The organism is Alcaligenes faecalis, from assembly GCF_041521385.1.
Lineage (GTDB): Bacteria > Pseudomonadota > Gammaproteobacteria > Burkholderiales > Burkholderiaceae_B > Alcaligenes > Alcaligenes faecalis_E.
In genome coordinates, this window is the sequence record NZ_CP168006.1 from 3,136,015 (window position 1) to 3,157,452 (window position 21,438).

Below are 21,438 nucleotides of genomic sequence, written 5' to 3' on the forward strand. Positions count from 1 at the left end.
CTGCTCCTGCTGCCTGAAGTACCGCTCAGACCCTGGCCTAGGGCTCGTGACTCAGTAGGGGGAGGTTGCTTCTTACGCTGAAGGTTCAACTGAGCCTGAGTGGGACCTATCGGTCATCGCTTAATCAATAAAAAGCCCCACTCACTTTGGATTGAATCCAAGTGAGTGGGGCTTTTTTGTATCTACACTAATTGCTGTCGCTGTCGCTGTCGCTGTCGCTGTCGCTGTCGCTGTCGCTGTCGCTGTCGCTGTCGCGACCCCCGGACTTGTTTAACAAGCCGGGAGGGCCATCAATCAACGCTGCTTGTTGCGTGCGTCATTAATCGCATTGCGCGTTGCAATTGCCGCAGCCTGCGCTGCATCACGCCAGTCATCGCCACGGCTGGCGTACAGGATGGCGCGCGAAGAGTTGATCATCATGCCATTGCCTTGGGAGTCCATACCGGCGGCAACCGTTGCGACCACATCACCACCTTGCGCTCCAATACCGGGCACCAGCAAAGGCATATCGCCAATACGGGCGCGTACTTTGCCAATTTCATCAGGGAAGGTGGCGCCCACCACCAAAGCACATTGGCCGTTGGTATTCCATTTCTCTGCTACCAGGCTGGCAACGTGCAGGTACAGCGGCGTGCCATCCGCCATTTCCATGAACTGCAGGTCTGAGCCACCAGGGTTGGAGGTGCGGCACAGCACGATCACGCCCTTGTCCTTGTGCTCCAGATACGGCTCTACCGAGTCAAAGCCCATGTAGGGGCTGACCGTGACGGCATCGGCGCGGTAGCGTTCAAAGGCTTCGCGTGCATATTGCTCGGCGGTTGAGCCTACGTCGCCACGCTTGGCATCGAGCACGATGGGCAGGTGAGGGTAGCGGCTGCGGATGTAGTCGCACAGGTCTTGCAACTGATCCTCGGCACCCTGAGCGGCAAAGTAGGCAATTTGCGGTTTGATGCCACAGGTGTAGTCGGCGGTGACGTCCACAATCGCTTTGCAGAACTCATAAATCGCGCCGGGTTTGCTGGCCAGCTCCAAAGGCAGGCGGGCGGGGTCTGGGTCCAGCCCTACCATCAGCATGGATTGGTTGTCCGTCCAGGCACGGTTCAGTTTTTCTATGAATGTCATGGGAATCAGGAAAGTAAACGGCTATACAAAAAGCTGAGCCAGACGGCACCAGCAAAAATAAGGGACAGCAGCACGGCAGCACTGGCCAGATCCTTGGCCCGCCCGATCAAGGGGTGGTGCTCCAGGGTAATGGTGTCAGCCAGGGCTTCCAGGGCTGAGTTCAGTAGCTCCACCACCAGTACAAAAACGAGCGTGGCCAGCAAGACCAGAATCTCCAGCGGGCTTTGCCCCAGCCAGAAGGCCAGTGGGGTCAGGATGGCAGCCAGCATCAGTTCCTGGCGAAAGGCCGCCTCGTGGCGCAGGGCAGCGGCCAGGCCCTGGCTGGAATAGCGCAGGGCATTGAACAGGCGACCAAAACCGCCTTTGCTTTTGAATGGAGAGTCTGACATGAAGGACGCTGCAGATTGAAGTGTCCTGATTATAGGGGTTTGCTTGGACGAAAAAAAACCGGATGGAAAAATCCATCCGGTTTTTGTACTAAAAGCGTGGCGATCCGGGCAGAAGTGATCAATTTCCGCCCGGATCGGGGTGCTGATGTATGGCTTAGAAGCCGCCCATACCACCCATGCCGCCCATGCCACCCATGTCGGGCATGGCTGGAGCAGGTTTGTCTTCCACGATTTCGGTCACGGCCACTTCGGTGGTCAGCAACAGGCTGGCGATCGAAGCTGCATTTTGCAGAGCGGTGCGCGTTACCTTGGTTGGGTCCAGAACGCCTTGCTCGACCAGGTCACCGTACTCGCCAGTAGCCGCGTTGTAACCGTAGGTGCCGGTGCCGCTGGCCACTTGGTTGACAACCACGCTGGCTTCTTCGCCGGCGTTGGAAACGATGGTGCGCAAAGGAGCTTCGATAGCACGCAGAATCAGTTTGATACCGGCGTCTTGGTCGGTGTTGTCGCCTTTCAGTTGGGCAACCGCTGCGCGGGCACGGATCAGTGCAACGCCACCGCCAGGAACGATACCCTCTTCGACGGCTGCGCGAGTAGCGTGCAGGGCGTCTTCAACGCGGGCTTTCTTCTCTTTCATTTCGACTTCGGTGGCAGCGCCAACGCGAATCACGGCAACACCGCCAGCCAGCTTGGCCACGCGCTCTTGCAGTTTTTCACGGTCGTAGTCGGAAGTGGACTCGTCGATCTGAACGCGGATTTGTTTCACGCGAGCTTCGATGTCGGTGCCGTTGCCAGCGCCGTCGATGATCGTGGTGTTTTCTTTGGCTACTTCAATGCGCTTGGCTTGACCCAGGTCGTCCAGAGTCGCTTTTTCCAGGGACATACCGGTTTCTTCGGAGATCACGGTACCGCCAGTCAGGATAGCGATGTCTTCCAGCATGGCCTTGCGACGATCGCCAAAGCCAGGGGCCTTGACAGCGGTAGTCTTCAGAATGCCACGGATGTTGTTCACAACCAGAGTCGCCAGGGCTTCGCCTTCCACGTCTTCAGCAACGATCAGCAAAGGACGGCTGGTCTTGGCAACTTGCTCCAGTACGGGCAGCAGATCACGGATGTTGGAGATTTTCTTGTCGAAAATCAGCACAAACGGGTCGTCCAGAACAGCAACTTGCTTGTCCGAGTTGTTGATGAAGTAAGGGGACAGGTAGCCGCGGTCAAACTGCATACCTTCAACCACGTCCAGCTCGTTGTCCAGCGATTTGCCGTCTTCAACGGTAATGACGCCTTCTTTGCCCACTTTATCCATGGCATTGGCGATGATCTCGCCAATGGAGTGATCGCTGTTGGCGGAGATGGAACCGACCTGAGCAATCTCTTTGCTGGTGGTGCAAGGACGGGACAGTTCACGCAGCTCGTCCACCACAACGCCAACGGCCTTGTCGATACCGCGCTTCAGGTCCATTGGGTTGATGCCGGCGGCAACGAACTTCAGGCCTTCTTCAACGATGGCTTGAGCCAGCACAGTAGCGGTAGTGGTACCGTCACCAGCGTTGTCGGAAGTCTTGGAAGCAACTTCTTTAACCAGTTGAGCACCGATGTTCTCGAACTTGTCTTTCAGTTCGATTTCTTTGGCAACGGACACACCGTCTTTAGTCACGGTAGGAGCGCCGAAAGAGCGGTCCAGAACGACGTTACGGCCTTTAGGGCCCATGGTGGTCTTAACAGCGTTGGCCAGAACATTAACGCCGCGCACGATGCGGGTACGTGCGTCGTCGCCGAAGTAAACTTGTTTTGCGGTCATGGTGTGAATCCTATTGAATTTTCGTTGGCGGTACTTATTCGATCACGGCGAAGATTTCTTCTTCGCGGATCACCAGCAGCTCTTCACCGTCGATCTTGACGGCTTGGCCGGAGTACTTGCCAAACAGAACTTTGTCGCCGACTTTCAGATCCAAGGGCAGAACCTTGCCGTCCTCGGCTTTCTTGCCGGGGCCAACGGCCAGGATTTCGCCTTGATCGGGCTTTTCAGTCGCGCTCTCGGGGATAACGATACCGGAAGCGGTGGTGCGTTCGTTGTCCAGACGCTTGACGATCACACGATCGTTCAAAGGACGCAGTGCCATGGAGAAACTCCTGTTTAAAGATGACTTTAGTTGTTGGTCCGATTTTGGGGGCGAGGCGTTTTAGCACTCAACCCCTTCGAGTGCTAATTATAGGGACGACTTTTCTAATTTCAAGAGCACCAAGCTCGGGTTGTTACATATTTGTCCTGGGGCGTGATTTGGCTTGTATCCGCTTGGCCGTGGTGTAGACAAGAACAGGGGAGGCCTTGCGATGGAGATTGGTCGAAAAGAAAACAGGCTAGACTTTCTGAGGAAGCCGGCCTGTTTTTTCAAACTGAAGCTGTTTTGTGGGCACCGTCATTCAGCTTGCAGCGTTGGCGATGAATTAAGCCGTCGCAGGACGCGGGCTCAAATCGGGCGCAGGTGTCGCTGGCAGCAAAGGATCAATCGCCCGGCACAGAGCCAGCAACTGATCATCCGCACCGATGCCCGCTTCAATCAGCATCCCCACGGGCAAACCACCCGACAGGCCGATAGGCAGGGAAATGCCCGGTGCGCCCAGGTTTGATCCCACGTCGGTGCGCGAAATGTAGGTGTTGAACGTAGGTACCGCCTTGCCGTTCATCATGGTGGTTTCATCATCGCCAATCGGGCAGGCAGTCAGCGGGCTGGTCGGGAAGATCAAGCCACTCACATTGGACTGGCGCAGCAAGTTTGCATAGGCTTGCTGCATCAGGGGGCGGTCTACATGCAGCGCCTCTTCGTAGGCTTCCTGGCTGATGGTGTAGTCGCCCGTAATGGCATCGAAGATCTCTTTCACGTCTGGGCTGCGGATACCGGCAATCAGCTCGTCCAAGCCAATACCGTACTTATTTTCGGCCAGGTATAAAGGCAGATTCTGCAAGGTTTCGTACAGCACAATCGGCATGCCGACGCGGGCATTGATTTTCAGAACCGGAGACAGGTCTACATCGACCAGCGTGACCCCCGCTTTTTGCAAATCATCCAGAAACGCCAGGGTGACGTCTGCCACACCAGCATCCATCTCTTTCCAGAAGCTGTCACGGGGTACACCCAGACGCAGTTCCTTCAAAGAAGGAGTGGCAATGATAGAAGGGGCTTTCTGGCAGAGCAGCTTGTCCAGCAAGTTGATATCCGCCAGGCTGCGAGTCATGGGGCCTGCTGTATCACGGGTAGGGGACAAAGGCACAATGCCTTGGCCCGAGTAACGACCCACCGTAGGGCGGAACCCATACAGACCGCAAAGCGCCGCAGGCAGACGCACTGATGCGCCGGTATCCGTGCCCAAACCAGCCGGAAATTGACGAGCTGCCACAACTGTTGCTGTGCCACCGGAAGAACCACCGGGAATGCGGGTAGGGTCATATGGGTTGCGGCTGGGGCCTGTGGTGGCGTTATTGGTCGTAATACCAAAAGCCAGCTCGTGCATTACGGCCTTGGCGGGCAGCACGGCACCGGCCTTGCGCAATTGTGTGATCACACCCGCATCTTGCAGCGGCAGACGGCCTTGCTGGGCGCCGGTACTGGAGGTGGTGGGCATGTCCGTGGTGTTCAGATTGTCTTTCATCACCAAAGGCACCCCGTCCAGTGCCAAGGCTTGGCCACGGGCGCGGCGTGCGTCGGACTGATCGGCCTGCTGGTAGAACAGTTCCGAATTCAAGTGTGCCAGACCGCCTAAATGGGCCATTTTGTGGGATTGCTTGAGCAGTTCGTCGGCAATTTCACGGGCGCTGAACTGGTTTTTGTCCAGACCTGCCAGTAGTTCGCTGGCGCTAAGTTCGCTAAGTGACATGGAGTCTCCGGGGGGGGGGGGCGTGAACAGCCCCTGTCTGTGATAGTTCGATCATTCAGCCTCTAAGGGCTGTCTTGAAAAAGAGACTGTCAGGGTACCAGCAAGCAGGCGGAATAACTCAGGAAGCCTTCCAAATGACCTGGTTGCGGCCAGCATGCTTGGCTTCATACAAAAGTCGGTCGGCTTGTTCAATGGCCTGATTGATGTCGCCATGGCTGTTTAGCTGAACCACACCGAAGCTGGCTGTCAGTGTGTGTGATGTGGCGGGGATATGCAGATTCATTACACTGCTGCGTAAACGCTCGGCAATCAGTACGGCGGTATGCAAGCTGGCGCTGCGTATCAGCAAGACAAACTCCTCTCCCCCAAAGCGGGCCGCCAAATCATCTTGTCGTACCATGCGGGCCAGCAAAGCCCCGAACTCCCTCAAAGCCCGATCCCCCGCCGCATGGCCCCAGGTGTCATTGACTATCTTGAAGTGGTCCAGATCGCAGATCATGACTGCCCAGCCGTTATGTCCATACAGCTCCAGGCGTTTTTTGACCTGCTCAAAAAACGCACGACGATTCAGCAAACGGGTCAAAGGATCCCGGCTGCGCTCATGATCCAGGGTCTGCACAATCGACATGGCCGTACTGGTCAAAATAGCCAGCGCGACCCAGATGCTGATGAACATATTGGCAGCCAGCATCAAGAGCCAAAAACCGGATTGGGTCAGCTCTGGCTGCATTTCGCGCGGGATAAGTGTGGCCAGCGCAAATACACGCATAAAAGCATAGAGCAGAGCCGTCAGATAAGAGGCTCGCAACAGCGTTGCCAAAGGAATGGTGCGCCTGCTATATAGAATCGGCCTGGCGGGTAAAGCGACCAGTAGGGCCAAGCTCCAGTTCAGTATCTGTAACCGTAGCCAGAGGTCATCATCTATCTGGGAGAAATAAAAAAGTAGTCCCAGCGTGATGAACATGATCGCCCAAGCTATTCTGGGAGGAGCGCGCCCGCCAAATCGTAACGCGACACCGTTGGATAACGCCCAGACACCCAACAAATACATTGCCGACAAGGGCACAGTCCAGCGTGCCAATTGTCCATTGGGCATCAAGCTGTGGATCCCCATAGGGATAGCCGTGAAGATATACCCCGAGGCAATCCAGAGCAAGTAACGATGATCACGTAGACGGGTCCAGCAGTAGATCATCACGACGCCCAGCAATGCAGCACAGGCCGGGACGATTAGAACAAAGTACTGGCTGGATGAGGACACGGTGTGTTCGCGTGCATTAAGAAAAATGGAAGATGGGCGTTACAACAATTGTAACGATATTGCTGCAAGGCAGGCGCTTATCAATTGAGAACAAACAGTTTACCCAGAGAAAAAAAGCGGTTTTGATCTGTTTTATGAGCCGGTTCCCGTTAAGGGAAGGCTGTGCAGAATGGGGAGGAGAGACAAAAGGGAGGATTGTTTATCTAGGCTAAACAAAAATCAGAAATACTTTCCAAACCAAGACCAAAAACAGACAGCCGGGCCAGCCCACTCCCCGCGACATTTTTCATGGCAAGACACCGGACCATAACCCCCCCCTCCTGAAGCCATCACTAATTAGCCCGAAAAGTGGCATCACCGTTACGTTTCGCCCTTACTTGGCTTACGATGCCAGCCGTTTGGCGCCCTGTCAGGGTGTTTGGGGCGATTCAGAGTACTTGCCGCGGTCGGTTCTGGAGTCCGGGATGCAAGCCCTGTGCTGTTTGAGCGGGGCGCTTGTGGTTCGTCCGGGGGACGAACCACCCCGCGAGTTCACAGGGCGCCCGGATTTCAGAACTGACAAGGGCACCGGTGCGCAGCACCGGCAAGTGCTCAGCCCGGATACCCTGACAGGGCGCCAAGCGGCGTCTTTCTGACAAGGCCGAGTACCGAATAAGCCATCCGCCTGGCTCTCTACGCGACCTAGCTAGTTTGCTCAATCATTGAGCCGACATATGACATTTAAAAAACAAGCATCTTCTCTTACCCGCGTTTAGTTCTTGAATAACAGAACAACAGAACAGCAGAACAAAAAAAGAAAAAGGGGAGAGCCACCCAAGCTCCCCCCTATTTCCCAAGTCACTCGCCAAAGATTTACTGCGCTGTCTCAACCAGCACCAGCTCAGCATCCTCCAGTGCCAGGATTTCCAGCATGGTTTCATGGCGAACCGCCGCCCCATCACGCGCATTCAGTTCCAGACCATTCACCACAACCCGCCCCGTGGCAGGCACCAGATAAGCCAGATGCTCGGCAGACAAAGACAACGTTGTGCTTTGACCTTTTTTCAAGGTCGCTCCCAGCACACGAGCCTGGGCACGAATCGGCAAAGCCTCCGCGTCACCCTCGAAACCGCTGGCCAGGGCCACAAACTGCCCCGAACGCTCATCCTTGGGGAAAGGCTTGGCTCCCCAGGCAGGTGGCAAACCACGACGCTCTGGCTGAATCCAGATCTGGAAAATTCGTGTCGTATCGCTTTCCAGGTTGTATTCCGCATGGCGAATACCCGTGCCGGCGCTCATTACCTGCACATCGCCCGCTTCCGTACGCCCCTTGTTACCCAAACTGTCCTGGTGGCTGATCGCCCCTTCACGCACATACGTGATGATCTCCATATCGGCATGATCGTGAGGCGGAAACCCGGTGTTGGATGCAATCGTGTCGTCATTCCAGACACGCAGGGCACCCCAGCTCATGCGAGCGGGATCGTAGTAATTAGCGAAAGAAAAATGGTGCTTGGCGTCCAGCCAACCGTGGTTGGCACCGCCCAGTTTATGAAAAGGCCGATGTTCAATCATGACGCGCTCCTTAGTATTGGATACTGAAAAGAATTCTAGGCGTCTTGCTGATTGAATAAAATAGAATCAATAGCATAGAATTCATTCCATAATTGACATGAAGACACTTCCTGATCTGCAAGCATGGGCCATTTTTGCCACCGTGGCGGAAACCGGCTCCTTTGCCCAGGCCGCTGAAGCCCTGGGACTGTCCCAGCCCACTATCTCCAAGGCAATCACACGGCTGGAAAAACAACTGCAGGTGTCCCTGTTCCACCGAACCTCTCGACGCTTGTCGCTGACAGAAACCGGGCAAGCCAGTCTGGAACAGGCCCAAGCCGTTCTGGCTGCCGGGCAAAGCGCCGAAGCCTTGGCACGGGATCAAAAAGAAAGCTTGCAAGGCCGTATCAAGATTGCTGCTCCCATGTCCTTTGGACTGGAGCATCTGGCTCCCTTGCTGCCGGCTTTCATGGAAAAGCACCCGGCCGTCCTGCTGGACCTGCACTTTAACGACGCCCAGGTGAACATCGTTGAACAGGGCTTTGACATGGCCTTGCGCATCTCGGCCATGGATGACTCCAGCCTCCTGGTGCGCCGTCTGTGCAATCTGCGCTTGCGTCTGGTTGCCGCCCCCAGTTATTTGGCCAAATACGGCAGACCCGCCCACCCCAGCGACCTGGCCCAGCATATGAGCCTGCGCTACGCCTACGAGCGACGCGGCAGTGTCTGGCGCTTTCAGCAAGGACAGGAGTATTACTCCCAAACCGTGCCATGCGCCTTGCAGGTCAACAACGCCCAGGCTTTGATTCCGCCCTTGCTACAGGGCTTGGGGCTTAGCGTCTTGCCGCAGTTTCTGCTGGGCGATATGGTCGAGCAAGGTCAGTTGGAAGTTGTGTTGCCACAGTGGCACCTGCCCAGTCTGACCTTGCATTTGCTGACCCCACCGAGCCGATCTCGTCCGACGCGTGTGCAAGCCTTTATCGATTTTCTGGTCGCGGGATTTGAACAGGCAACCTGGGCCGATACCGGCCAGTAAGAGACTGCTTACGTTTTGCCGCTAGACTGTCTGGTCCACTCTTGTTTTCTAGGAGATCACTATGGATACACGTCCTCCCTTGCCACCTTTCGATCTGGAGAGTGCCCGCCAGAAAGTGCGTGCCGCCGAGGATGCCTGGAATAGTCGTGACCCGGTCAAGGTTTCGCAGGCATATACCGTGGATACGCGCTGGCGCAATCGCAGCGAGTTTCCGCAGGGGCGAGATCAGGTTCAATCTTTTTTAGAACGCAAATGGCAAAAAGAGCGTGAATACCGCTTGATTAAAGAAATCTGGGCCTGGCATGAAAATAGAATTGCCGTGCGCTTTGCTTATGAATGGCAAGATGAATACGGTCAGTGGTGGCGCAGTTACGGAAATGAAAATTGGGAATTTGACGAGCATGGCTATATGGCGGTGCGCCATGCCAGCATTAACGATCTGGACATTACCCCATCCGAGCGCAAATTTCATTGGCCCTTGGGCCGACGTCCCGACGAGCATCCCAGTCTGAGTGAATTAGGCTTGTAACATCCGGCCCGGATACTGGCGGATCTGGGCTATCGTGATGAATAAACAGCCATAAAAATAAAAGTCCGGTTTGCGCTTTGCAAAACCGGATTTTTTTAAATCTTGAAGCTTTATCCCTCATTCATTACGTACTTAAAAGAATGATGGGCAAAATGTTGATGTTTCTCTGTTCGCCATCAAAGACGGGCAGGCTGATAAATGGTTTAGTGTTAGCTTAGCTTCGTTCATCTCCAAGGAGTTCTCTATCATGAATCACCCTGCTGGCCTGGATACGGCTGCTATAGATCGCACTGGGCCTTCCAGCCATTATTCCCGATTGATCGAGCAGGCGCGCAAAGAGACCAGTCGAATTTGTGTGGTAGCTCATCCCTGCGACGATGTGTCTCTGGGAGCTGCCTTGCAGGCACGAGCCCAAGGCCTGTTCGAGATCGTTCTTGTTGGCCCGCAGGCCCGTTTGCATGCCGTGGCGGCAGAGCATGGTTTCAGCCTGGAAGGGGTGACCTTGATCGATACACCTCATAGTCATGCCTCGGCAGAGCGGGCCGTAGAAGAAGTGCTGGCTGGACGCGCGCAGTTGTTGATGAAAGGCAGCCTGCATACGGATGAGCTGATTCAGGCCGTGCTCTGCACACAGGGCAAAGGCTTGCGTACGGGCCGTCGTCTGAGCCATGTTTTCATCATGGATGTACCCAGTTATTCCGAGCCTTTGTTTGTGACGGATGGTGCCATCAATATCTTCCCCGACCTGAGCACCAAGGCAGATATCGTGCAAAACGCCATTGATCTGCACCACGGTCTGGGCTTGGGTAAGCCGCTGGTCGCTATTTTGTCTGCGGTCGAGCAAGTCACAGAAAAAATTCCGACCACGCTGGAAGCGGCTGCCTTGTGCAAGATGGCTGATCGCGGTCAGATTACGGGCGGTGTGCTGGATGGCCCCCTGGCGCTGGACAATGCCATTAGCCCCGAAGCGGCGCGTATTAAAGGGATTGTGTCGCCGGTGGCGGGCAAGGCGCAGATTCTGGTGGCCCCTGATCTGGAGGCGGGCAATATGCTGGCTAAAAACCTGACCTTCCTGTCCGGTGCGCAGGCCGCTGGTATTGTGATGGGCGCACGCGTGCCGATTATTTTGACCAGCCGTGCCGATAGCGCCCAGACCCGCATGGCCTCCTGCGCTGTTGCCAGCATTTACGCCGGTTATTTGGAGCGTAAAGTGGCTGTGGAGGCCAGGCACTCATGAGCGAGCAGATTCTGGTCATCAATGCAGGTAGCTCCAGCCTGAAGTTTCATATGTACAAGGTTCAGGCGGGTGACCAACTGGATTTTGAATTTGGGGGACAGGTTTCGGGTATTGGCAGCAGCCAGCCTGCGTTCAAGGTCAAGGATGCGCAAGGTCAATCCATGGTCAAGCAGGACCTGGATGGTGAACAGGCCAAGGACTTGCATACGGCTCAGGCTTTGGTGGCACGCTGGTTGCTGGAGCATGTGGATGGTCGACCTATTGCGGTGGGCCATCGCATCGTGCATGGGGGCGCTCGCTATGACAGCAGTGTGCCTTTGACGCCGCAGGTGCTGGAATATCTGGACAGCCTGTCGCCTCTGGCGCCACTGCATCAGCAGAACAATCTGGCCCCTGTTCGCGTAATCTTTGAACATTACCCGGAAATTTTTCAGGTAGCGTGTCTGGACACGGCCTTCCACCAAGGGCATGTCCCGTATCTACAGCATTTTGCCTTGCCGGAGCGTTTCTTTGAGCAGGGCGTGCGCCGCTACGGTTTCCACGGTTTGTCCTACCACTATATTTCTCAGCACCTGCGTGGGCAATTCCCCGCGCTAGCCGACGGGCGTGTTGTCGTTGCCCACCTGGGTTCCGGGGCCTCGGCTTGCGCCCTGAAAGAAGGCCGCAGCGTTCACACCACCATGGGCTTTACGGCGCTGGATGGCTTGCCGATGGGCACGCGTCCAGGGCGTCTGGATGCCGGTGTGGTCTTGTGGATGCTGGAGCAGGGCATGGAGCACGACGAGATCCAGTCCGTGCTCTACACCCAATCCGGTCTGAAAGGCTTGTCTGGCGATCAAGCCGATATGCGTGCGCTGGAAGCCTCGGATGACCCTCGTGCCAAACTGGCGGTGGACTACTTCTGCTACCACACGGCTGAAAATCTGGCGGGCTTGTGCGTGGCCTTGAAGGGCCTGGATACCTTGGTGTTCACGGCGGGGATTGGCGAGCACAGTCCATCTATTCGCGCAGGCATCGCCAAGCACCTGGAGTGGATGGGCGTGCAGATTGATCCGACGCGTAATCTGTCAGGACAAACCGTCATTTCAACAGACGACAGTCAGGTCAAGGTTCTGGTCATTCCAACCAACGAAGAGCGGATCATTGCCGAGCAATCTCTCGCTCTGGTGCGGAAAAGGTCATAGCCCCACCGTGGCGGTTTGAAGCCCCGGCGTCAGGCCGGGGCGTGCTCACGCGCGATTTCTGCTTGCAGCCATTGTCGAAATGCGATCAATGGCGGATAGTCGCGGCGTCCGGCTGGACAGGCCAGGTAGTAAGCCTCCGTGTTCAGGCAGGGTGAGTCCAGCGCCAGGACCAAGTCTCCCCGACTCAGCTCTTGCTTGAACAGAAACGTGGGCAGTAAGGCAATCCCCAGGTTGGAGATCGCTGCTTGCGTAATCAGCGCAAACTGATCAAGCAGCATGCCGTGAATATGCGCGTTTTCCACACCGTTGGCCTTGAACCAACGCTCCCAGGCATCGGGCCTTGAGACCAGATGCAGCAAAGGTGCCTTGAGCAAGTCGGCGGCCGTCTGGAACTGATAGTGCTCGCGAAGGGCGGAGCTACAGGCTGGTACCACGGTTTCTGGCATCAGAAAATCCAGATTCGCCCCCGGCCAGTCGGGCAGGCCGTAATGAATGGCGGCATCTACATTTTCCATGTGAAAGTCAAACGGTTGCAGGCGCGTCAGCAGATTGAGGGTGATGCCTGGATGCGCGGCCACAAATGCTGGCAGTCGGGGAGCAAGCCAACGTGTCCCGAATGTGGGCAAGATGGCCAGGTTCAGCGTTCCGCCGTGCGGATTGGCCTTGAACCCCAGGGTAGCGTTAGCAATACGTCGAAGTGCATCGCTGAGCTCTTGGGCGTACGTGCTGCCCGCGTGAGTCAGACGAACTGTCTGGCGCTCTCTGACGAAAAGGTCTGCGCCCAATATTCCTTCCAGCAGCCTGATCTGTCTACTGACGGCGCTTTGGGTCAGATTCAGTTCGCCCGCTGCTGCCGTGAAGCTGCCCAGCCGTGCGGCGGCTTCAAAGGCAATCAGGACGTGCATGGGAGGCAGAAAACGTTTGGGAATGGACATGCCGGCTTGTTAAGGGAAAACGTTAGGTCATTCTAGTTAGGAATGACTTAAGTTGGAATTATCGTTTGACCCCTCTTGTCCCCACTTACAGAATGATGTCCAAGATTTATAGCTATTTCAGGCTTATAAGATGACAGGCTTCCGCTGGATGTGCAGTGAAGTGCTACACACAGGTTCACGGAAGTGATTTGTTAATGGACTGACCTTGCCCAGTTGTTAGGTCATGCAATTTGCTGGTGATTCGATGGACACCTCGGTTTTTATTTCTAGGGACGAAATCCGCTCCCGGTTCTCAGGCGCCATGTCGGCCATGTACCAGCAGGAGGTGCCGCAGTACGGAGCCTTGTTAAGCCTGGTGCACGAGATCAATGCCGGTGTGCTCAAGCATGACCCGGCACTGCACAGCGCCTTGCGGCAGCAGTCGGAGTTGAGCCGTCTGGATGTGGAGCGGCATGGTGCCATTCGGGTTGGAACAGCGGCCGAACTCAAAGGGATTGCCAAGATTTTTGCTGCCATGGGCATGTATCCCGTTGGCTATTACGATCTATCGGTGGCGGGTGTGCCTGTTCACTCCACCGCGTTTCGCCCTGTGGACGACCACGCATTACAAACCAATCCCTTCCGGGTGTTTACCTCTTTGCTCAGACTGGAACTGATTGAGGATGCGAACCTGCGAGCGCAGGCGGCTGAAATCTTATCGAAACGGTCTATTTTCCCGTCCGGATTGTTGGAGCTGGCGGAACAGGCACAGGTGGCGGGTGGCTTGACCGAACCGCAGGTCAAGGAGTTTGTGGCCGCCGCCACCGCCGTTTTTCGCTGGCATCGCCAAGCGACAGTTGATCAGGACACGTATCGCAAGTTGCATGCGGCACATCGCCTGGTGGCCGATATTGTCTGTTTCAAGGGCCCGCATATCAATCACCTGACTCCTCGAACCCTGGATATTGATGCGGTACAAGAGGCCATGCCCCAACGGGGCATTCCCGCTAAAGAGCTGATCGAAGGCCCACCGCGCAGGCGTCATCCCATCCTGTTGCGTCAGACCAGTTTCAAAGCCTTGGAAGAGGAGATTGAGTTTGTCGGTCAGGCGAGGGTGGGGTCCCATACCGCGCGTTTTGGTGAGATAGAGCAACGCGGCGTGGCCTTGACCCAGGCGGGCCGGGCGCTTTACGACTCTTTGTTGGCGCAGGTCAGAGATACCGGGCAGCAAGCCGCGACTACGCAGACGTATGCCGAACGCCTCCAGCACGTGTTTGCTCAGTTTCCAGATGACAGCAAGGAAATGTACGAGCGTGGGCTGGCTTTTTTTCGGTTTCAGCCACGGGATCCTGATATCTGGCAGCAGGAGCTGGCCGCTGGCCGGCCCTGGAACTTGCCTGATTTGATCAAGCGCGGCGTAGTCGCATTGCGCCCAATTACTTACGAGGATTTCTTGCCGGTTAGCGCGGCGGGGATTTTTCAGTCCAACTTGGGCGATGCGGAACAAAGAAATTATGGATCGCAGGCGGCCCGAGCTGAGTTTGAACACGATCTGGGTAGCCCCGTGCTGGATGAAATTGAACTGTACCGCGCTGCTCAGACGCGCTCCGAGCAGGCCTTGCATCAACGTTTTCTGGCGGAGTCGGGAGCATGAAGGCGGAGGTGCGCAGTCACGGACTCTGGCAGGCATCGGCGCCGCCCACTCCGGTCTGCGAGCGATTGCCAGGTTCTGCCAAGGCGGATGTTGCTGTGATTGGGGCAGGCTTTACCGGCTTGTCTGCGGCTGTGCCTTTGGCGCAGGGGTGGAATCGACTTCCAGAGGGCCATGTTGTACAGCGGCAGGGTTCAGACCTGCCGCTGACTTGTTTTTACGCCTGCTTTTGTACCAGACCGGCAGCAACGGTCTGGTTCGTGCTGGGGTCGATCAAGATGAAAGAGCCCGTGCTGGAGTGATCCTGATAATCGTCCAGCACCAGTGGATCACGGCTGACCAGGCTGACACGGCCAATATCATTCAAGGACAAGGTGCCAGTGGCTTGTTGCTCTTGCAAACTATGCACGTCGCGCAAGGCGTGAACGGCCTGTACTTTGGCTTGCGTCAGGCGTGTGCCTTGCTTTAACCAGTAAGAACGGGTGGTGTTCAAAGCCTGCTCGTCCAGCCAGCACAGTTGTGCATCAAAGTGTTTGCTGGTGCTGACCGGCTCGTGGGCCAGTGTCAGCAAATCGCCCCGCGAAATATCCAGCTCACGATCCAGCACCACGGTTACGGCGTCCCCGTCACTGACGGAAACTTGTTCTGTACCAGCGCGAAATAACTGCGTGATGACGGCGGTTTTTCCGCTAGGCCACACCTGAACGCTGTCGCCCACCTGGATGCGGCCCCCACTGAGCTGGCCGGCATAACCACGGAAGCCGTCAGCGCGACTGCCACCATGACGTGCTACCCATTGCACAAACAAACGGGCAGGGCGCTGAATGTTCTCGCGTAGATCCAGCGATTCCAGCAAAGGCAGCAGCGGCAAGCCTTGATACCAAGGTGTGTGGGGCGAAGCCTGGGTGATGTTCTCGCCCTTCAAGGCCGAAAGCGGAATGATGTGAAAGTGCTCAATCCCCAGTTGGGCAGCCAGTTGGTGATAGGCGGCATGAATGCGGTCGAACACGGCCTGATCCCAATTGACCAGGTCCATCTTGTTCACCGCTACGACGATATGACGCAGGCCCAGCAGTTTGGCAACGGTGCTGTGGCGCTTGGTCTGGGTCAGTAGCTCTCCATCTTGGGCGCGATGCGCATCAATCAGAATGATGGCAGCCTGCGCGGTGGAGGCACCCGTAATCATGTTGCGGGTGTACTGCTCGTGGCCGGGGGTATCGGCCACGATGAACTTGCGCTTGGGAGTCGCGAAGTAGCGGTAGGCCACATCAATGGTGATGCCTTGTTCGCGCTCGGCCTCCAGACCATCGGTCAGCAGGGCAAGATCGGGTTCGGCATCCTCGCCACGCTTGTATTTGGAGCGTTGGATAGCCGCTATCTGGTCGGCAAATACGCCCTGGCTGTCCACCAGCAAGCGGCCAATCAAGGTGGATTTTCCGTCGTCCACGGAGCCAGCGGTAATCAGACGCAGCACGCCTTGATCGGCAGCCTGCAGCCAGGCGTCATTGACGGTATTCATTAGAAATATCCTTGTTTCTTGCGGTGTTCCATGGAGGCCTCAGACGTCTGGTCATCCATACGGGTGGCACCGCGCTCGGTAATGGTGGCCAAGGCGGTTTCAGCAATAATGTCCTGCACGGACGCGGCGGTAGAGAGCACCGGGCAGGTGCAGGAAATATCACCCACGGTGCGGAAACGCACATCGCGCCATTCGGAGGTCTCACCATCGAGCAAGGGAGTCAGCGGGGTGATGGGAACGATCAGGCCGTGACGCTCCACCACTTCGCGCGAGTGGGTGTAGTAGATGGACGGCAGATCAATGGCTTCACGCTGGATGTATTGCCAGACGTCCAGCTCGGTCCAGTTGGAAATCGGGAAGACGCGCAGGTTCTCGCCCTTGTGGATGCGGGTGTTGAACAAGTGCCACAGCTCGGGGCGTTGCGCTTTGGGGTCCCATTGGCCGAATTCGTCGCGAAAGGACACAATGCGCTCTTTGGCACGGGCTTTCTCTTCGTCACGGCGGGCACCACCGAAACAGGCATCAAAGCCAAATTCGGCAATGGCTTCCAGTAAGGTGACGGCCTGGGCCCCGTTGCGGCTGGCCGTTTCGTGTCGCAGGACCACGGTGCCGCGCGCAATGGAATCTTCCACGCTGCGTACTATCAGCTCGGCGCTCAGTTCAGCGGCGCGGCGATCCCGAAATTCGATCACTTCCGGGTAGTTGTGGCCGGTGTCCACGTGCATCAGGGGAAACGGTAGCGGGCCGGGCGCAAAGGCTTTCTGGGCCAGTTGCAGCAGCACGGCGGAATCCTTGCCGCCGGAGAAGAGCAGCACGGGTTTTTCAGCTTCGGCGGCGATTTCGCGCAGAATAAAAATGGCCTCGGCTTCCAGCCAGTCCAGATGAGTACGGGTAGAGAGTGGTTCGCCCATGGGGTTCCTTCAGGTGTTGACACGGCTATTCAGATTGCTGGCATGCAGGCCGCATTCCAGGCTGTCGCGCTGTTCCCACCACCAGCGCCCGGCGCGCACGTCTTCACCGGGGCGAATGGCGCGCGTACAGGGCTCACAACCTATGGAGGGGTAGCCCTGGTCGTGCAGCGGGTTGTAAGGGATGCTCAATCCACGGATCACGGCCCAGACATCGTCCTGAGTCCATTCGATCAAGGGGTTGAATTTCTGCAGCCCAAAGACGCTGTCGTATTCCTTGCTGGACAGTTCGGTTCGGCTGGCGGTCTGTTCGCGGCGCTGACCGGTGATCCAGGCTGATCGGCCTTGCAAGGCACGGCGCAGCGGCTCCACCTTGCGTATCGCGCAGCATTCTTTACGCAGCTCCACGCTTTCGTAAAAAGCGTGTGTGCCATGCGTAGCGACGTGTTCCTGCACCCGGTCCGGGTCAGGGTGAAAAAACAGGATAGGGCGTTCGTAGTGTTGCTGGATGTCGCGCCCCAACTGCAAGGTCTCTTCGTGCAGACGACCGGTATCCAGGGTGACGGTTTGCAATTCGGGGGTGTAGATGGACATGGCATGAAACAGCACCATGTCTTCCGCAGCCAGGGAACTGGCCAGAACGGCATCCGTGTGTTCGCGTGCGATGACTTGCAGATCGTCGCGCAACTGTTTCCACAGCATCAGTGGCCGGGCGCTTAGGGCAAGCACGGCAGGGGCTTGAGCGGGCATGATCAGATGTCCTTGCGGCAATACCAGCCGGCCCTGCTCAAAACGGAGTCACGTGGGCCGCGCTATCGCCTTTACATGGTTCATGGAAGGATGAGCCAGTGTGCTTGCGCGAGCCCACGCTGGGAACGAAGTATTAGTTAGGTGAATATGCTCTTGCTGTATTTAGCCGCCTTGTCATTGCGTTTTCAGGCGCGACGGCTGGCCGCAATAATGGCGATGATGACGATGCAGGACAGCCAGGTCAGCAGGTCCACTTGCTCGCTTAACCACACTGCTGAAATCAGCACGGTCAGAAAGGGCTGGGCCAGTTGTACCTGCCCGATACGAGCCACACCCCCCATGGCCATGGCCTTGTACCAGGGGAAAAAGCCCAGCAGGGAAGAGAACAGGGCCAGGTAGAGTAGCGCCATAACAGATTGGGAAGAGGGCATTTCTGTCATGGGAAAGGTCAGCCACAAGGTGGCGGGAATGGTCAGCGGCAAGCTGGCTGCCAGGCACCAGCAAATGGTGCGCCAGCCACCCAGGGTACGGGCTACGCGGCCACCTTCGGCATAACCCACACCGGACATGAATACGGCCAGAGCCAACCAGATATCCCCGGTTTGCAGTGCGCCTTCACCAATATAGAAAGCGTAGAGCAGCACCAGTACGGCACCCAGCAGGCTCAGCATCCAGAAGCGGCGGCTCAAGGGTTCACCGCTACGGGCAGAGGCAACAATGGCGGTAGCCAGGGGAATCAGGCCGCTTAACACGGCCCCGTGCGAGGACGGCACGGTCTGCATGGCAATCGATGAAAACACGGGCCAGCCCACGATCACACCTGTACAGGACAGGGCAATACCGCGCCATTCCGAAGCAGTGGGGCGGCGGCTGCGGGTAGCCAGCAAAATGATGGCCGCAAACACCCCTGCGATACTGGCTCGCGCCATTCCGACTAGCCAGGGGTCAAAGCTTTGCACCGCCAGCCGCGTCATGGGCAAGGTGAAGGCAAAGACGGTAACCCCGATAAAAGCGTAGAGATAGATCAGCAATGCTGGGGCGGTACTGGGCATGGGAAGACTGGTGCTGCGGCTCATGAAAATCACCACGGATAAGAAATAGGTTTATCACAGCTTTGAGCTTAAAATAACTGAGCAATACAGTTGCGATACGATTTATCAATCAGTGACTCAAGCTGTACTGGTCTTTCTACCGCTACAGTCGGTTTTCACAATCAAAGGTCAGCATCATGGAATGGTTGGATTGGCAGCCTGTGCGCGGTTCGGATGTGACGCTTAGCGATCAGTTGGTCGCCTGGGTACAGCAGGCCTTGCATTTGCGCTATCGGGGTGGAAGTCGCTTACCCTCCGTGCGCCGATTGGCGCAGTCTGCCGGGGTCAGTACGCATACTGTTGTGGCTGCGTACGACAAGTTGATGGCCTTGGGCTTGGTGGAGTCCCGGCCCGGTTCCGGTTTCTTTGTGCGGGTGCGCAGCCCCCGCCGTCTGCGTTCCGAATCTTTGCATGTCGAAAAGAATGAGCCGCGCAAGATTGATGTGAACTGGATGCTGAACAGCTTTATTGGGCATAGCGACAGCGCGGGTATTCCCCGGCACTGGCTGGATAACGACATGATTCTGGCGGCCTTGCGGCAGGTCAGCCGTAGTGCAGGCTCCAACCTGCTGGGCTATGGGCACTCTCATGGCTATCGACCTTTGCGCCAACATATTGCGGGGCAACTGGAAGATAGCGGCATACAGGCGGATCCCGATACCCAGCTTGTATTGTGCAGTGGCGTGACGCAGGCGCTGGATTTGCTTTTGCGCCATTGGTTGCGGCCAGGTGATGCGGTTGTTGTGGAAGATCCAGCCTGGTATTTGCTGTTCGCCCGTCTGGCTGTAGTGGATGTGCGGGTGTTCAGTGTGCCACGCTGTGCGGATGGCCCGGATCTGGCCGTCTTGGAGCAGTTGGCGCGCGAGCATCGCCCACGTCTTGTCATCCTGAATACCGTGGTGCATAACCCTACCGGCTTTAGTTTGAGCCCGGCGGTGGCGCACGGCATTCTGACCTTGGCCCAGACCTGGGACTTCCACATTATTGAAGACGATACCTATAGCGAGCTGCATGCCAATCCAGCCTGCCGTCTGGCCCAACTGGATCAGTTGAACCGGGTGACATTGGTAGGGGGCTATTCCAAGGTGATGGCTGCGGGCCTGCGGGTGGCTTATATGGCAGCGGCTCCGGAGCTTTTGCAGGCTTTGGTGAATTTGAAAATGCTGGCGGGATTGACCTCGCCGGAGTTGGGCGAGCGGGTCATTCATCGGGTGCTGGTAGATGGTGCCTATCGCAAGCACCTGGAACGATTGCGTCGTCATGCTGACAGCGACAGGCACAGAACGCTGGAGCAACTGGCTCAATTAGGTTTGGCACCGGACGCACCACCTCAGGCGGGCATGTTTGTTTGGGTGGATACGGGCGTGGATACGGAAAGTCTGGTGCGCGCCTTGGGGCGACCCGGCCATTTATTAGTACCGGGGGCCTTGTTTTCTCCGCAACAGCAACCATCTACTTATATGCGCATTAATGTTTCTTTAGGCGATGATGCGCAGTTTTGGCAGGATTTTGCCCGTTGTTTGTTCAACGCCAAGCAGTCCTCCAGCCCTGTGTCCAGCGAAGTGGCCTTATAACTTGAACGCTGATTTTGCACTGTCATCTAGCTCTGTTAGCATAAGTCTGTGCGACGCATAGAAAGAAGTTTTTATGCGACGCGCGATAGCTAATAGCAATGAACATTATTGCATTAATCAATTTTACTAATCGACAGTGGCTTCCTATAATGGCTTTACTGTCAATGATTAATCACTCACCGGAGCAAATATGTCTTTGATCAACACCGTCATCAAACCTTTTAAAGCACAAGCTTTTCACAACGGCAAATTTATCGAAGTCAGCAACGAAACCGTTGCCGGTAAGTGGGCTGTTTTTGTTTTCTACCCAGCCGACTTTACGTTTGTTTGCCCAACCGAACTGGAAGACTTGGCCGACAACTACGCCGAGTTCCAAAAGATGGGCGTAGAGGTTTACTCCGTGTCCACCGACACTCACTTTGCTCATAAAGCATGGCACGACACGTCGGACGCCATCGGCAAAGTTAACTACCCAATGATCGGTGACCCAACTCATCAGCTGTCGCGCAACTTTGACGTGCTGATCGAAGAAGAAGGTATCGCCCTGCGCGGTACGTTCGTAGTGAACCCAGAAGGTGAAATCAAGGTTCTGGAAATCCACGACAACGGTATCGGCCGTGTGGCTTCCGAGCTGCTGCGCAAAGTTAAGGCTGCTCAGTACATTGCCGCTCACCCCGGCGAAGTTTGCCCAGCCAAATGGGAAGAAGGCGCCAAGACGCTGACTCCTTCCCTGGATCTGGTTGGCAAGATCTAAGACCTTTTAAACACGGGTCTTTAGCGGTGGTCGGCGCGCTGCGCCGCCACCCCGGTGCCTGACTGGTTCAGGCACCCCAAGTTGTTTCGTTCAGTACAGGATAAAGGGCG

19 protein-coding genes are annotated in these 21,438 nt (G+C 56.4%); 7 read left to right on the plus strand and 12 right to left on the minus strand.

The window, feature by feature from the left end:
- Positions 1 to 294: 294 nt before the first annotated feature.
- From pyrF to ACDI13_RS14065, 7 genes are all read right to left on the minus strand, one after another.
- Complete coding sequence (pyrF, locus tag ACDI13_RS14035) at positions 295 to 1,122, minus strand: orotidine-5'-phosphate decarboxylase (RefSeq protein WP_316991133.1); 828 nt, start codon at positions 1,120 to 1,122, stop codon at positions 295 to 297.
- Positions 1,123 to 1,127: 5 nt separating this feature from the next.
- Positions 1,128 to 1,511 carry a diacylglycerol kinase gene (locus ACDI13_RS14040; protein ID WP_316990975.1) on the minus strand — a complete coding sequence of 128 codons (384 nt, stop codon included), beginning with the start codon at positions 1,509 to 1,511 and terminating at the stop codon, positions 1,128 to 1,130.
- A gap of 154 nt (positions 1,512 to 1,665) precedes the next feature.
- Positions 1,666 to 3,312 carry a chaperonin GroEL gene (gene groL, locus ACDI13_RS14045; RefSeq protein ID WP_316990974.1) on the minus strand — a complete coding sequence of 549 codons (1,647 nt, stop codon included), beginning with the start codon at positions 3,310 to 3,312 and terminating at the stop codon, positions 1,666 to 1,668.
- Positions 3,313 to 3,346: 34 nt separating this feature from the next.
- A complete protein-coding gene (locus ACDI13_RS14050; protein WP_316990973.1) occupies positions 3,347 to 3,634 on the minus strand; it encodes a co-chaperone GroES in 288 nt (95 codons plus the stop codon).
- Positions 3,635 to 3,959: 325 nt separating this feature from the next.
- On the minus strand, positions 3,960 to 5,387 hold the full coding sequence (iaaH, locus tag ACDI13_RS14055) for an indoleacetamide hydrolase (protein WP_316990637.1): 1,428 nt from the start codon (positions 5,385 to 5,387) through the stop codon (positions 3,960 to 3,962).
- Positions 5,388 to 5,505: 118 nt separating this feature from the next.
- Positions 5,506 to 6,648 carry a GGDEF domain-containing protein gene (locus ACDI13_RS14060; RefSeq protein ID WP_316990636.1) on the minus strand — a complete coding sequence of 381 codons (1,143 nt, stop codon included), beginning with the start codon at positions 6,646 to 6,648 and terminating at the stop codon, positions 5,506 to 5,508.
- Positions 6,649 to 7,500: 852 nt separating this feature from the next.
- On the minus strand, positions 7,501 to 8,202 hold the full coding sequence (locus ACDI13_RS14065; RefSeq protein ID WP_316990635.1) for a pirin family protein: 702 nt from the start codon (positions 8,200 to 8,202) through the stop codon (positions 7,501 to 7,503).
- A gap of 97 nt (positions 8,203 to 8,299) precedes the next feature.
- Here ACDI13_RS14065 and ACDI13_RS14070 point away from each other — a divergent pair, with 97 nt between their 5' ends.
- The 4 genes from ACDI13_RS14070 to ACDI13_RS14085 all read left to right on the plus strand — a co-directional run bounded on the left by ACDI13_RS14070 (position 8,300) and on the right by ACDI13_RS14085 (position 12,167).
- On the plus strand, positions 8,300 to 9,217 hold the full coding sequence (locus tag ACDI13_RS14070; RefSeq protein ID WP_316990634.1) for a LysR substrate-binding domain-containing protein: 918 nt from the start codon (positions 8,300 to 8,302) through the stop codon (positions 9,215 to 9,217).
- 61 nt (positions 9,218 to 9,278) lie between these two features.
- Positions 9,279 to 9,746 (plus strand): nuclear transport factor 2 family protein, encoded by a 468-nt coding sequence (locus ACDI13_RS14075; protein ID WP_316989326.1) that lies wholly within the window; start codon positions 9,279 to 9,281, stop codon positions 9,744 to 9,746.
- 247 nt (positions 9,747 to 9,993) lie between these two features.
- Positions 9,994 to 10,983: a phosphate acetyltransferase gene (locus ACDI13_RS14080; protein ID WP_316989324.1), complete on the plus strand. Its 990-nt coding sequence runs from the start codon at positions 9,994 to 9,996 to the stop codon at positions 10,981 to 10,983.
- Positions 10,980 to 12,167: an acetate/propionate family kinase gene (locus tag ACDI13_RS14085; protein WP_316989323.1), complete on the plus strand. Its 1,188-nt coding sequence runs from the start codon at positions 10,980 to 10,982 to the stop codon at positions 12,165 to 12,167. Before ACDI13_RS14080 ends, ACDI13_RS14085 begins: the two co-directional genes overlap by 4 nt.
- Positions 12,168 to 12,196: 29 nt before the next feature.
- Here the strand turns inward: ACDI13_RS14085 and ACDI13_RS14090 are convergent, their stop codons facing one another.
- Positions 12,197 to 13,102: a LysR substrate-binding domain-containing protein gene (locus tag ACDI13_RS14090; protein WP_316989322.1), complete on the minus strand. Its 906-nt coding sequence runs from the start codon at positions 13,100 to 13,102 to the stop codon at positions 12,197 to 12,199.
- A 223-nt stretch (positions 13,103 to 13,325) separates the two neighbouring features.
- On the opposite strand from ACDI13_RS14090, the gene ACDI13_RS14095 reads away from it, so the two are divergent.
- Positions 13,326 to 14,735, plus strand: a complete 1,410-nt coding sequence (locus ACDI13_RS14095; RefSeq protein ID WP_372372489.1) for a VOC family protein — start codon at positions 13,326 to 13,328, stop codon at positions 14,733 to 14,735.
- 214 nt (positions 14,736 to 14,949) lie between these two features.
- Here the strand turns inward: ACDI13_RS14095 and ACDI13_RS14100 are convergent, their stop codons facing one another.
- From ACDI13_RS14100 to ACDI13_RS14115, 4 genes are all read right to left on the minus strand, one after another.
- A complete protein-coding gene (locus tag ACDI13_RS14100) occupies positions 14,950 to 16,251 on the minus strand; it encodes a GTP-binding protein (RefSeq protein ID WP_316989320.1) in 1,302 nt (433 codons plus the stop codon).
- The gene (cysD, locus tag ACDI13_RS14105) at positions 16,251 to 17,162 is read right to left on the minus strand and encodes a sulfate adenylyltransferase subunit CysD (protein WP_316989319.1); all 912 of its coding nucleotides are present in this window, start codon (positions 17,160 to 17,162) and stop codon (positions 16,251 to 16,253) included. The genes ACDI13_RS14100 and cysD overlap by 1 nt, the downstream gene beginning before the upstream one ends.
- Positions 17,163 to 17,171: 9 nt before the next feature.
- Positions 17,172 to 17,909, minus strand: a complete 738-nt coding sequence (locus tag ACDI13_RS14110) for a phosphoadenylyl-sulfate reductase (RefSeq protein WP_372372490.1) — start codon at positions 17,907 to 17,909, stop codon at positions 17,172 to 17,174.
- 185 nt (positions 17,910 to 18,094) lie between these two features.
- Entirely contained in the window at positions 18,095 to 18,985 is an 891-nt protein-coding gene (locus tag ACDI13_RS14115) for a DMT family transporter (RefSeq protein WP_026485485.1), read from the minus strand.
- 152 nt (positions 18,986 to 19,137) lie between these two features.
- On the opposite strand from ACDI13_RS14115, the gene ACDI13_RS14120 reads away from it, so the two are divergent.
- Together ACDI13_RS14120 and ahpC are read left to right on the plus strand one after the other, a co-directional pair.
- Positions 19,138 to 20,574, plus strand: coding sequence for a PLP-dependent aminotransferase family protein (locus tag ACDI13_RS14120; protein WP_316990500.1), 1,437 nt, complete (start codon positions 19,138 to 19,140; stop codon positions 20,572 to 20,574).
- 190 nt (positions 20,575 to 20,764) lie between these two features.
- Positions 20,765 to 21,328, plus strand: a complete 564-nt coding sequence (gene ahpC / locus ACDI13_RS14125) for an alkyl hydroperoxide reductase subunit C (RefSeq protein WP_316990499.1) — start codon at positions 20,765 to 20,767, stop codon at positions 21,326 to 21,328.
- The last annotated feature ends 110 nt before the right edge of the window (positions 21,329 to 21,438 follow it).